Annotated in this window: 11 protein-coding genes; 6 read left to right on the top strand and 5 right to left on the bottom strand. The window is 71.3% G+C overall.

All coding sequences use genetic code 11. The features are described from left to right. On the bottom strand, positions 1 to 393 hold the full coding sequence (locus BX283_RS12060) for a hypothetical protein (RefSeq protein WP_101387619.1): 393 nt from the start codon (positions 391 to 393) through the stop codon (positions 1 to 3). A gap of 107 nt (positions 394 to 500) precedes the next feature. Here BX283_RS12060 and BX283_RS12055 point away from each other — a divergent pair, with 107 nt between their 5' ends. Both BX283_RS12055 and BX283_RS12050 read left to right on the top strand, forming a co-directional pair. Beyond that, on the top strand, positions 501 to 1,019 hold the full coding sequence (locus BX283_RS12055; RefSeq protein WP_101392291.1) for a hypothetical protein: 519 nt from the start codon (positions 501 to 503) through the stop codon (positions 1,017 to 1,019). After that, the gene (locus tag BX283_RS12050) at positions 997 to 2,268 is read left to right on the top strand and encodes an ABC transporter substrate-binding protein (RefSeq protein WP_101387618.1); all 1,272 of its coding nucleotides are present in this window, start codon (positions 997 to 999) and stop codon (positions 2,266 to 2,268) included. The genes BX283_RS12055 and BX283_RS12050 overlap by 23 nt, the downstream gene beginning before the upstream one ends. Here BX283_RS12050 and ctaD read toward each other — a convergent pair. Next, positions 2,256 to 3,962: a cytochrome c oxidase subunit I gene (ctaD, locus tag BX283_RS12045; RefSeq protein ID WP_257582611.1), complete on the bottom strand. Its 1,707-nt coding sequence runs from the start codon at positions 3,960 to 3,962 to the stop codon at positions 2,256 to 2,258. The two genes, BX283_RS12050 and ctaD, sit on opposite strands and share 13 nt — an antisense overlap. 463 nt (positions 3,963 to 4,425) lie before the next feature. On the opposite strand from ctaD, the gene BX283_RS12040 reads away from it, so the two are divergent. Further along, positions 4,426 to 4,641: an I78 family peptidase inhibitor gene (locus BX283_RS12040; protein ID WP_101387617.1), complete on the top strand. Its 216-nt coding sequence runs from the start codon at positions 4,426 to 4,428 to the stop codon at positions 4,639 to 4,641. 109 nt (positions 4,642 to 4,750) lie between these two features. Here the strand turns inward: BX283_RS12040 and BX283_RS12035 are convergent, their stop codons facing one another. Beyond that, the gene (locus tag BX283_RS12035) at positions 4,751 to 5,749 is read right to left on the bottom strand and encodes a phosphatase PAP2 family protein (protein ID WP_101387616.1); all 999 of its coding nucleotides are present in this window, start codon (positions 5,747 to 5,749) and stop codon (positions 4,751 to 4,753) included. Positions 5,750 to 6,275: 526 nt separating this feature from the next. Between BX283_RS12035 and BX283_RS12030 the strand changes: the two genes are divergently transcribed. Together BX283_RS12030 and BX283_RS12025 are read left to right on the top strand one after the other, a co-directional pair. Next, a complete protein-coding gene (locus BX283_RS12030) occupies positions 6,276 to 7,934 on the top strand; it encodes an MFS transporter (protein WP_101387615.1) in 1,659 nt (552 codons plus the stop codon). Positions 7,935 to 8,068: 134 nt separating this feature from the next. After that, positions 8,069 to 9,256 carry an acyl-CoA dehydrogenase family protein gene (locus BX283_RS12025; RefSeq protein ID WP_101387614.1) on the top strand — a complete coding sequence of 396 codons (1,188 nt, stop codon included), beginning with the start codon at positions 8,069 to 8,071 and terminating at the stop codon, positions 9,254 to 9,256. Between the two features lie 92 nt (positions 9,257 to 9,348). Here the strand turns inward: BX283_RS12025 and BX283_RS12020 are convergent, their stop codons facing one another. Continuing rightward, positions 9,349 to 9,783 carry a cell division protein SepF gene (locus BX283_RS12020; protein ID WP_101387613.1) on the bottom strand — a complete coding sequence of 145 codons (435 nt, stop codon included), beginning with the start codon at positions 9,781 to 9,783 and terminating at the stop codon, positions 9,349 to 9,351. A gap of 312 nt (positions 9,784 to 10,095) precedes the next feature. Here BX283_RS12020 and BX283_RS12015 point away from each other — a divergent pair, with 312 nt between their 5' ends. Continuing rightward, positions 10,096 to 11,307, top strand: a complete 1,212-nt coding sequence (locus tag BX283_RS12015; protein ID WP_180357439.1) for a DUF5685 family protein — start codon at positions 10,096 to 10,098, stop codon at positions 11,305 to 11,307. 28 nt (positions 11,308 to 11,335) lie between these two features. Here BX283_RS12015 and BX283_RS12010 read toward each other — a convergent pair whose 3' ends face one another. Then, a complete protein-coding gene (locus tag BX283_RS12010) occupies positions 11,336 to 12,283 on the bottom strand; it encodes an ABC transporter substrate-binding protein (protein ID WP_101387612.1) in 948 nt (315 codons plus the stop codon). Positions 12,284 to 12,415 lie beyond the last annotated feature (132 nt).

Below are 12,415 nucleotides of genomic sequence, written 5' to 3'. Positions count from 1 at the left end.
TCAGGGCTCGCACACGGGGCAGGGGTCCAGCGGCGCCTCGCCCGCCGGTCGCGCGTCCGGCCGCCCGGCCACCAGCGGGCAGTCGGGGCGGTGGGCGAGGGTGCCGCCGGGGACCCGGAGCAAGGGGCCGTCGGAGGACGGCGGTCCGGGATCCTCGGGCGGTGGTTCCCCGGGCCCGGTCACCCGGACGGCCGGTTCCGCACCGGCGGTCCGTGCGAGCAGCACCGCGCCCGCCACGATCAGGGCCGCGCCCGGGACCGTACAGGAGGCGAGGTAGGGGATCTGGCGGGCGGCGAAGCGCTCGCCGGAGACGCCGTACCAGCCCGCGACGCAGAGGACCGCGCCGCAGGCGGCGGCAGCCAGGCCCGCCCACAGCAGCCGGGAAGTCCGCATCAGGTCCCCATGTCCGGTGTCCGCCCGTCTGGTGGTGCGAGGCGATTCCTTGCACTATGCCCTGAAGCGGCAGACCCTGGAAGCATCCAGTCTTGGTGGTGAGCCAGATGAGTCCCGGCACACGTGTTCGGTCCGCGGCCTGGGCGGCCGCGGCGGTGCTCGTGCTGTTCCCGGCCGCCGCGGCGTGCTCGGACAGCGGCGGCGGCTCCGAGAAGTCCCCCTCGCCCACCGCCACCGCGCCCGCCGAGTCCCCGGCCGCCGATCAGCCCGCCGACCCGGCCGCGGCCAGGGCGCAGATCGAGAAGAACTGGACGACGTTCTTCGACCCCAAGGCGTCCACCGACGCCAAGGTGAAGGTGCTGGAGAACGGCGACGCGCTGCGGCCGCTGCTCGCCGCGTTCGGCAACGACAAGAACGCGGCGCAGTCCTCCGCCAAGGTCACCGCCGTCACGTTCGGTTCGCCCACCCAAGCCGCCGTGACGTACGACCTGCTGGTCGGCGGCAACCCGGCGCTGCCCGGCGCCAAGGGCACCGCGGTGCTCCAGGACCAGACGTGGAAGGTCTCGGTGAAGACGCTCTGCGCCCTGGTCCGGCTGAGCGGCAATGCGGCCGCGCCGGGCTGCTGAAGGCCTGCTGCTGGCGGCGCTGCTCCTGCTGGGCGCCGGCTGCGGCAGCCGGGTGCCCGAGCGGGACTTCGAGAGCGGGCCGACCGCCTCGGGCGCCGGACCCGTCCGGATCGGGATCATCGCGAGCGAGACCAGCCCGGTCGGCGGCGCCGCGTTCACCGGGCCGCGCGACGGCGCCCGCGCCTACTTCGACGCGCTCAACGCCCGCGGCGGGCTGGCTGGGCGCAAGGTGGAGGTGCTCACCTGCGACGACGGAGGCAGCGGGGTCGGCAACACCGAGTGCGTGCACCGGCTGGTGACCGAGAAGAAGGTGTTCGCGCTGGTCGCGACCACCGCGCTCGACTACGCGGGCGCCCCCGAGGTCTCCGCCCAGGGCGTCCCCGACATCGGCGGCCAGCCCATCGGCGCGGCCTACGACACCTATCCGCACCTGTACGGGATCTACGGCAGCGACGCCCCGCGCGACGGCACCCCCGGCTGGGGCGGCAGCCTGTACGGAGGCACCGAGGTCTACCGCTACTTCAAGCGCGAGCGGGGCGCCCGCACCGCCGCCGTCGTCTCGTACAACCAGGCCGCGTCCGCCGCGTACGCCCGGCTGGTGACCGCCGGGCTGAAGGCCGAGGGGTACGACGTGGTCGGCGAGCAGGTCGACTTCGTGCTGCCGAACTTCCGCGCGGTCGCCGCCGATCTGAAGGCCCGCGGCGCCGACCTGGTCTTCGACGCGCTGGACACGCACGGCAACGTGCAGCTGTGCGAGGCGATGGACGCGCTCGGGGCGAAGGTCACCGCCAAGGTCACCAATGTGCAGAACTGGAACGCGGCGGTGCCCGACGACTATCGGGACGCCCCGCGCTGCCGCAACGCCCTGTGGGTGACCGGCTCTTCGCGCAACTACGAGGAGAAGGACCAGCCGGAGGTACGGGCGTTCCGCGCGGCCATGAAGGACAAGCCGCTCTCGCAGTGGCAGCTGGAGGGGTGGGCGGCCGCGATGTGGTTCACCGACGCCGCCCGGTCCTGCCCGGCGAACGCCCTCACGCGCGCGTGCGTGGAGGCATTCCTGGACCGGCCCGAGCGCTACACCGCGCACGGGCTGCTGCTCCCGGTCTCGTACGAGCACCTGGACCGGCCGCCGAAGGAGCGCCGCACCTGTCTGTCGGTGGCCCGCTGGCAGGACGGCAAGGGGTGGGTGACCCAGGGCGAGATGAACGCCAACTGCTTCACCGTGCCCCAGCTCGCCTACCGGCCCTGAGCGTCGCTCTGCGGCTCCTTCTCCCTCGGCTCGGCCGGCACCAGGTCGTCGCGGAACGGCGCGAACTCCGGGTGGTGCAGGTCGAAGGCGGGCGACTCGGTGCGGATGCGGGGGATGGTCACGAAGTTGTGGCGCGGCGGCGGGCAGGAGGTCGCCCACTCCAGCGAGCGCCCGAACCCCCAGGGGTCGTCGACCTCCACCTTCGTCCCGTACTTCGACGTCTTCCAGACGTTGTAGAGGAACGGGAGCGTGGACATGCCGAGCAGGAAGGCGCCGATGGAGGAGATGGTGTTGAGGGCGGTGAAGCCGTCGGCGGCCAGATAGTCCGCGTACCGGCGGGGCATGCCCTCGGCGCCCAGCCAGTGCTGGACCAGGAACGTGGTGTGGAAGCCCACGAAGAGCGTCCAGAAGTGGATCTTCCCTAGCCGTTCGTCGAGCATCTTCCCGGTGAACTTGGGCCACCAGAAGTAGAAGCCGCCGAAGGTGGCGAAGACGACCGTGCCGAAGACGACGTAGTGGAAGTGGGCCACCACGAAGTACGAGTCGGTGACGTGGAAGTCGAGCGGCGGCGAGGCGAGGATGACGCCGGTGAGGCCGCCGAAGAGGAAGCTGATCAGGAAGCCCACGGCCCAGAGCATCGGTGTCTCGAAGCTGAGCGAGCCGCGCAGCATCGTGCCCGTCCAGTTGAAGAACTTCACCCCGGTCGGCACCGCGATCAGGAACGACATGAAGGAGAAGAACGGCAGCAGCACCGCTCCCGTGGCGAACATGTGGTGCGCCCACACCACGATCGACAGTCCGGTGATGCACATGGTGGCGCCGACCAGGGTGAGATAGCCGAAGATCGGCTTGCGCGCGAAGACCGGGATGATCTCCGTGATGATGCCGAAGAACGGCAGCGCGATGATGTAGACCTCGGGATGGCCGAAGAACCAGAAGAGGTGCTGCCACAGCAGCGCGCCTCCCCACTGCGGTTCGAAGACCACCGATCCGAACCTGCGGTCCGCCTCCAGGACCAGCAGCGCCGCCGCGAGCACCGGGAAGGCGAGCAGCACCAGGATCGAGGTGAACAGCACGTTCCAGGTGAAGATCGGCATCCGGAACATCGTCATGCCGGGCGCGCGCATCCCGATGATGGTGGTCAGGAAGTTCACCGCGCCCAGGATCGTCCCGAACCCGGAGAGCGCGAGCCCCATGATCCACAGGTCGGCGCCGATGCCGGGGGAGCGGGTCGCGGAGTTGAGCGGCGCGTAGGCGAACCAGCCGAAGGCGGCGGGGCCCCCGGGCACCAGCAGCGAGCCGAGGACGATGAGGCCGCCGAACAGGAACAGCCAGTACGCCAGCATGTTGAGCCGGGGGAACGCCACGTCGGGGGCGCCGATCTGGAGCGGCATGATCTCGTTGGCGAAGCCCGCGAAGGTGGGGGTGGCGAAGAGCAGCAGCATGATCGTGCCGTGCATGGTGAACATCTGGTTGAAGTCGTTGTTCGACATGATCTGCAGGCCGGGGCGGGCCAGCTCGGCCCGCATGAACATGGCCATCAGCCCGGCGATCAGGAAGAACGCGAACGACGTGACCAGGTAGAGATGCCCGATCTTCTTGTGGTCCGTGGTGGTCAGCCAGTCCACGATCACCCGGCCCGACTGCCGGGCCTCGTGTGGTCCCGCTTCCGCGGTCGCCGTCTCCGTACCCATCGCCGCCCCCACTCAGGTGTCAGGCATCAGGCCGGTAGCCATGATGCTCGCGCAGGTACCCGGTCCGACAGGGTGCGTACCCGACCGGGATAGGCGCATACGAGCCAACGCGCCGGACGCAGCCGACGGCGAAGCGGAACCGTCGTCGGTGCGGATCGTGTAAGGATGCCGTGAATTCCCTATGGCCCGTCAATTCCCCACGCGGAGGGCCTGCCGGGAAATTCTGACGGGTGTTTCGGGCGCGCTCCCCGGGGAATTCTTAAAGGGCTCCGAACGGCCTGTCGGCGGCTGTGCGATTTCCGGGCGGCCGGTCCGGAACTCCCCGTACGAGTGACCAAGTTCGAGGTAAACACCGCTCATGATCCTGTGACACAAGTGTGACCGGCGGGGGACGTGGTGCGGACAGCGGCAGGGCAGGGGCCCCGGCTTCCGTCACCGCCCCGGGGCGCCTACGGTGGCCGGTATGGCACCCATACCGACCCCCTCCGCACAGCCCGACGACGCTCCCGACGCCTATGTGGGACTGGCCGGTGAGGCCGCCGAGCGGCTGGCACGCGCGCGTGGCTGGACCACCGTGAGGTCGCTCGCCCCTGGCTCGATCATCACCATGGAGTACCTGGAAGGGCGGCTGAACTTCGAGGTGGCCGACGGCACGGTGATCCGCTGCTGGCGCGGCTGAACCGCGTTCCTGTACGGCGAAGGCCCCGGCCGCTCCGAGTGGAGTGGGCGGGGCCTTCGCCTTGCGGGGGTGGTTGTGCGTACCGTTCCCCGCTGCCTGGAAGGGGCGTTCAGCCGCCGAGGGGGCGGGCCGGCGCCGGGCGCGGGGCGCGCTCGGGGTGCTGCGGGCGCCTGCTGGCCGCCGGGGGCACCGGCGGGCGCTCGGGGCGGGGACCGGCGCCCGGCGGGCGGGCGGCGCCCCGGGACCCGGTCGCGCGCCCGCCGCTGCCGGCTCCCACCGGCTCGCGCACGGGGGCGTCGTCCTCGCTCGCGGTGCGCTGGGCGAACACGCCGGGCAGCGCACCGGCCGGAACGGGCAGTGCGGGGGCGGCTGTTCCGCGTGCGCGCCACTTGGCCCGCAGGGCGAAGACCAGCGCCTCGGCGCGGGCGATCAGCGGCTCGCACCAGGGCAGCGCCAGCAGGATCAGCAGCCCGGCCGCCCAGCCGAGGAGCACGTCGCTCACCCAGTGGGTGCCGAGGTAGACGGTGGTGGCGCCGACGCCCAGGGCGACCACGGCCGAGATGACCGACAGCCAGCGCCGGGCCCGCGGAGTGGTGGCCAGATAGGCGAGGATGCCCCAGGTCACGACCGCGTTGGCGGTGTGGCCGGAGGGGAATATGTCGCCGCCCGCGAACAGTTCGGCCGAGCCGATCTCCGTCGCGTAGTGCGGGCCGAGGCGGCCCAGGCCCAGCTTGACCGCGCCGACCGTGATGTTCAGGAGCAGCAGCGAGGCGCCCAGCGCGAGCAGCGGGCGCAGGGTGTGCTGCCGCCAGGATCTCCAGCCCAGCCAGGCCGCGACCATCACCGCCGTGGGGCCGCGCTGGCCCAGGACCACGAAGTAGTCGAGGAAGGCGTGCATCTGCGGCCACTGCTCGTAGGGCCGGAACAGCATGACCTTCCAGTCCAGCTCGACGAGCCAGGACGAGGCGAGCACGGCGACGACGATGGCGACGTAGAACGCCATCGTCGCGCTGAAGAGGATCACGCGATGACGGCTCATCCGCGGGATCGCTATCTTCGGCGGCTCGGGCTCCCGGTCCAGACGGGCGAAGATTCGGTCGGTACGCACTCAATCGACGTTACAGCGAGTGAGTGAGGGCCCAGGCCGATCCGGCGGGTTTGTGATGACGATGTGATGTGGAGTATGTCTCACGTCACGGTTTATTCCCGGCCCTGGGAAATGCGTGGATGACCTTGGAATCTATTCCGCCGCGGGGCGGCCGGGAACGGCTCTTTGAATCCGCTGAACGGATTCTCCGGGAAGCGGGTCGGAATTCACCGTTCAGTCACCGGGCCTGGCACCGGGTGCCAGGATTCACCGACACGGCGTGCCAAGATCATTAATGCCCCGGGGTGCCGGTGCGCACACTTCGCCCGATGTGGCGCACGCCACAGGGTGCGCCCAAAGGGGTGAGAGGTGCACCACGTGTCGCTGGCTGGAACTCGCGTACGCTGACGAATCACTCGCTCGTCGATGCCGGGCCCGCCCAGACCACCGCAGGTCCAGGGTCCGCCGAGAGCGGGGGACGACGCGTCACCGCGAGGCCGGCGCGTCCCGGGACCCCGGCAGGGGCCGCCGTACAGGAGGTACACACATGGCAGGAACGATGACGGACGCCGCACGCGCGCGTGCGACCGCCGGCGGTGCCAACCGCTGGGTCGTCCTCGTCGTCCTCTGTGTGAGTCTGCTGCTCGTCGCGCTGGACGCGACCGTCCTGCACGTCGCCGTCCCCTCGGTCACCGAGGACCTGCGCCCCAGCGCCACCGCGCTGCTGTGGATCGTCGACGCCTACCCGCTGGTCTGCGCCGCCCTCCTCATCCTCTTCGGCACCCTCGGCGACCGTGTCGGCCGCCGCCGGGTGCTGCTGCTCGGTTACGGGATCTTCGGCCTCGCGTCCGCCGTGGCCGCCCTGGCCGGGTCGGCCGAGCTGCTGATCGTGGCCCGCGCGCTGCTCGGCGTCGGCGGCGCAATGATCATGCCCGCCACGCTCTCCATCCTGCGCGCGGTCTTCCCGGACCGCCGGGAACGCGCCACCGCCATCGGCGTGTGGACCGCCACCGCGGCGATAGGCGCCGCCACCGGACCGGTGCTCGGCGGCTTCCTCGTCCAGCACTTCTGGTGGGGCTCGGTCTTCCTGATCAACATCCCGCTGATGGCGCTGATACTTCCGCTGGGCCGCAAACTGCTGCCCGAGTCGAAGGGCGGTGCCGACGGGCCGTGGGACGTGCTCGGTGCGCTGACCGCCGCCGCCGGAGTGATCACGCTGGTCCTCGGGGTGAAGCGGCTGGGCGCCGGCCACGGGCTCCTCGACCTGTTCACCCTGGCGCCGCTGTGCGTCGGCACCGCCCTGATCGTCCTGTTCGTACGGCGGCAGAAGCGGCGCCGCCATCCGCTGGTCGACATGCGGATGTTCGCCCGGCCCACCTTCTCCACCTCGGTGGGGTGCATCGTCCTCGCCATGCTGGCGCTGGTCGGCCTGGAGCTCATAGCCGTGCAGTACCTCCAGCTGATCCTGGGGCTCAGCCCGCTGGAGACCGGTCTGCGGCTGCTCCCGCTCACCTTCGCCGCGATGGCCGCGGGCGCCACCGGCTCGTACACCCTGCGCCGCCTCGGCCCGCGCACCATGGTCGGCTGCGGCTTCGCGCTGACCGCCGCCGCCGTGCTGCTGCTCGTCCTGATGGGCCAGCACGACCGGCCGCTGCTGCTCACCAGCGCCTTCATAGTCCTGGGCTTCGGCCTTCAGACGACGCTCTTCGGGGCGTACGAATCGATGCTGAGCGAGGCGCCCGCCGACTGCGCGGGCGGGGCCGCCGCCATCGGCGAGACCTCCTACCAGCTCGGCGCCGGCATGGGCATCGCCCTGCTCGGCAGCGTGATGAACGCGGCCTACGCCCCCGGGGTCGCCTCGGTCCCCGGCGTCCCGGACGAGGCCTCGGCCGGTGCGGCCAACTCCCTGGGCGAGGCCTATGACCTCGCGGACCGCCTCGGCGGCCCGGCGGGCGCGGCCCTTCGCGGCGCCGCGCAGCACTCCTTCGTCCACGGCCTGCATGTGACGCTGCTGGTCAGCGCGGGTCTGCTGGTGCTCGGCGCGCTGGCCGCGCTGCGGCTGCCCCGGGTGATGGAGTGCGGGGCGCAGCACGACGGCCTCGCGCCCGGGCTGCCCGAGCAGCGGACCGAGCCGCATGTCAGGGTCCCCGCGGCGGCGGGTGTTCCGGCCGCGGAGGCGGCGGGATCCGGGCCCGGCGGCCACTGAACGGGCGGGACCCGCACGGACGGGCGGGTCTGGACGCGCGGCACACTGAGCCGTAACGTCAGCGGTCAGCAATAACTACCACTGCTAGTTTTAGCTGAGCCGCACAGGTTCTCAGGGACGCCGGAGGCATCCTCATGTCCGCACCCGCCAAGCTGCCCCCCTTCGACCCGGCCGACCCCCTCGGGATCGACGACCTGCTGAGCGACGACGACCTCGCCATCCGCGACACCGTCCGCTCCTGGGCCGCCGACCGGGTCCTGCCGCACATCGCCCAGTGGTACGAGGACGGACAGGTGCCCGTCCGCGAGCTCGCGCGGGAGCTCGGCGGCCTGGGCGCGCTCGGGATGTCGCTCACCGGCCACGGCTGCGCGGGCGCCACCGCCGTCCAGTACGGCCTGGCCTGTCTGGAGCTGGAGGCCGCCGACTCCGGCATCCGCTCGCTCGTCTCGGTCCAGGGCTCGCTCGCGATGTACGCGATCTGGAAGTACGGCTCCGAGGAGCAGAAGCAGCGCTGGCTGCCGTCGATGGCGGCGGGCGAGACCATCGGCTGCTTCGGCCTCACCGAACCCGACCACGGCTCCGACCCGGCCGGGATGCGTACGTACGCGAAGCGGGACGGCACCGACTGGGTGCTCAACGGGCGCAAGATGTGGATCACCAACGGCTCGGTCGCCGGGGTCGCGGTGGTCTGGGCGCAGACCGACGACGGGATTCGCGGCTTCGCCGTACCGACCGACAGCCCCGGCTTCTCGGCGCCCGAGATCAAGCACAAGTGGTCGCTGCGGGCGTCGGTCACCAGCGAGCTGGTCATGGACGAGGTGCGGCTGCCCGCCGACGCGGTGCTGCCGGGGGTCACCGGGCTCAAGGGCCCGCTGAGCTGCCTCTCGCACGCGCGGTACGGCATCGTCTGGGGAGCGATGGGCGCGGCCCGGGCCTCGTTCGAGGCGGCGGTGGAGTACGCGAAGACCCGCGAGCAGTTCGGCAGGCCCATCGGCGGCTTCCAGCTCACCCAGGCCAAGCTGGCCGACATGGCGGTGGAGCTCCACAAGGGCGTCCTGCTCGCCCATCACCTGGGCCTGCGCATGGACGCGGGCAGGCTCCGTCCGGAGCAGGTCAGCTTCGGAAAGCTCAACAACGTACGGGAGGCCATCGAGATCTGCCGCACCTCGCGCACGATCCTCGGGGCCAACGGGATCTCGCTGGAGTACCCCGTGATGCGGCACGCCACCAATCTGGAGTCGGTGCTCACCTATGAGGGCACCGTGGAGATGCACCAGCTGGTGCTGGGCAAGGCGCTCACCGGACTCGACGCGTTCCGCTAGGAACGGGGATCCGGTGAGCACCCTGCTCGGCTCTGGTTGCGGTATCTCCCGGGGGACAACCCCCGGACCCCCGGCCGGGCACCACCGGTGGCTCAGCTCTGGTTGAAGAAGCCGCCGGTGGAGCGGCCCGCGGCCTCGCCGCTGAGGATCTGGGTGTCGGCGGGGGTCAGTAGGAAGACCCTCGTCGCCACGCGCTCGATGGAGCCGCGCAGCCCGAACGTCAGACCGGCCGCGAAGTCCACGACGCGCTTGGCGTCACCGGGCTCCATGGACGTGAGGTTCACGATGACCGGGACGCCCTCGCGGAAGAGCTCGCCGATGCCGCGCGCGTCACGGAAGCCGTCGGGCGTGACCGTGGCGATCCGGCGGCCCTGCTCCTGGGCCGCGTCGGAGGCCACCCGCACCCGCGGGTCCGTCACCCAGGCTTCGCCGGACGCGGCTTCCTCGGTGTACTCGTCGTCGTAGTAGCGGTCGTCGTTGTCCTCGACAAGTCCCAGCCAGGCACTCGCCTTGCGCACCGATCCCATGGACGCCTCCTCTCACAGCGGACTTCTTCTAGCTACTTCTCGCGTTCCGCACCCCTATGGTCGTCCATGATGCGGATACCGCGCCAAGTGGATAGCCGCCGTGCAGGGGATTCGTGACGGGACTGGTGCAGAAGATGTGGCGAATCGTCAGCTTTCTTCCGCTGTATGACGGGTAACGGATACAAAATATGAACTTCCGTCCAGGCGGGTGATGGAGCAGGCGTACGGGTGAACGGATCGATCGATACGATGCCTGCCGCACTGTTGATCGAGGCGTGGGGCGGAGTGCCCCACGGCACCCGGGGGAGCGTCGTGTTCGGAATCGTCAGGCCCTGCTCGCATCGGCTCACCGAGGGCCTGCGGACCGAGTGGATGGCCCATCTCTGCGGCCTCTGCCTGGCACTTCGCTCCGACCACGGGCAGCTCGCCCGGGTCGTGACCAACTACGACGGGCTGATCGTCTCGGTTCTGACGGAGGCTCAGGTCGAGAGCCGTACGGGACGCAGGCGCACCGCCGGGCCCTGCCCGCTGCGCGCGATGCGGACGGCTCCGGTCGCACAGGGCGAGGGCGCCCGGCTCGCCGCGGCCGTCTCGCTGGTCCTGGCCTCGGCGAAGGTCCGCGACCACGTGGCCGACCGGGACGGCCTGTTGAAGCGCAGGCCGGTGGCGCTCGCGGCCCGCAAGGTCGCCGCGAGCTGGGACCGGGCGGGCGCCCGCACCGGCGCCTCCCTCGGGTTCGACACGGCGGTCCTGGTCGACGCGGTCGACCGGCAGACCGCGATCGAGGCGCTCGCGGGACCCGGCACCTCCCTGCTCACGGTCACCGAGCCGACCGAGACGGCCACCGCGGCGGCCTTCGCGCACACGGCCGTACTCGCCGGGCGGCCGCACAACGCCGAGCCGCTGGCCGAGGCGGGCCGCCTCTTCGGGCGGCTCGCGCACCTCCTGGACGCCGTGGAGGACCAGGCGTCCGACGCCGCCTCGGGCGCCTGGAACCCGCTCACGGCGACCGGCACCGATCTGACCGAGGCCCGGCGGCTGGCCGACGACGCGGTGCACGGCATCCGGCTCGCGCTGCGCGAGGCCGACTTCGTCGACGGCAGGCTGGCGCACGTCCTGCTCGCCCACGAGCTGAAGCAGTCCGTGGACCGGTCCTTCGGGACGGCGGGCTGCGCCCACGGCCACGCCGATGCCGCTGCCCACGGCTCCCACCAGCCCGGTCCCTACGGGTCGCCGCCGCCCGGCGGCCCGTACGCCCCCGTGCCCGGCAACCCGTACGGCTCGCCCCCGCAGGGCGAAGGCCCCAGGCCGCCCGCCCCGCGCGGATTCCTCGCGGGGTGCGGTGTCTTCACCGGGCTCTGCTGCACCTGCCAGATGTGCTGCGCCAAGGAGTACGAGGGCCCGTGGTCGCGGAAGAAGCACGAAGGCTTCTGCCGCGACTGCGACTGTGACTGCTGCGATTGCTGCGACGCCTGCCAGTGCTGTGACGGGTGCGACTGCTGTGACTGCGGCTGCGACTGCTGACGTACAGTCACCAACCGTATTCGCAGGGTCACTTGTGTTCGGGGGGTGAGATCTGTGACGACGCGATCGCGGACTCGCCCGTGCCCCACTTCGCCAGGATCCTGTCGTACGTCCCGTCCTTCTTGAGGTCGTTCACCGCGGCCTGGAAAGCCGGGGCGAGCGGGGTGCCCTTCTTGAAGGCGAAGCCCACGTCGAGCCGGTGGAACTCGTTGAGGAAGCGCAGCCCCGGCTGCTGCGCCACGGCGTAGCGAAGGCCATTGATCGTCGACATCACGACATCGCTGCGGCCCTGCTGGAGCGAGATCCACAGCGCGCCCTGCTCGCTGTAGGTCTGCACCGAGTACGGCTTCTTGCCGTCCTCGGCGCAGCGGCCCTTGTTCTTCTCCAGGGTCGCCTCGAAGGTGGTGCCCGCGCCGGTGGCCACCTTGAGGCCGCACAGCTGGGTCAGCTCGGTGACCTTGCGGAGCTTGCTGTCCTCGCGCACGGCGAAGCCCTGGCCGTCGTTGATGTAGGTGACGAAGTCGATGGTCTTGCGTCGCTCGTCGGTCACCCCGAAGTTGCCGGTGCCGACGTCGTACTTGCCGCTGTCGAGCGCGGGCAGGATCACCTCGAAGGCCGCGACCTGGCGCTTCAGCCTCAGCCCGAGCACCTTGGCGACCGCGTCCGCGAAGTCGATGTCCTGCCCGGCGACTGTCCGGCCGTCCGCCAGGTAGACGGCGCCGGGCGGGTTGCCCACGCTGCTGGCGAGGGTGAGGGTGCCCGACTCGCGTACGCCCTTGGGCAGCAGCGCGGCCGCGGCCTCGTCCTTCTTGACGGCGGACACCACGTCGGTGGTGGGGATCCTCCCCTTGGCCCCGGCGGGCTCGGCCTGTGCGGCGGGCCCCGCGTCGGCCGGGTCGCCGGAGCCGCACGCGGTGAGGCCGAGGGCGGCGACGGTGATCAGGGCGAAAGCGGTGAGATGGCGATACCTGCTCATGATGCGGTGCGCTCCAGGGATTTCGGGCAGGCGGAAGTGCCGGGGCTGCGCGGCGGCACGCGGACGTGTCGGGGGTGGGCGGGGGCACGCCGAAGCGTCAGAAGGAGTGCGGTGGTACGAGGGGAGGGGTGC

Origin of the sequence: Streptomyces sp. TLI_146, from assembly GCF_002846415.1 — a bacterium.
Classification (GTDB): domain Bacteria; phylum Actinomycetota; class Actinomycetes; order Streptomycetales; family Streptomycetaceae; genus Streptomyces.
Note: the sequence above shows the minus strand (reverse complement) of the source record. Positions and strands in the feature narration are given on the sequence as shown.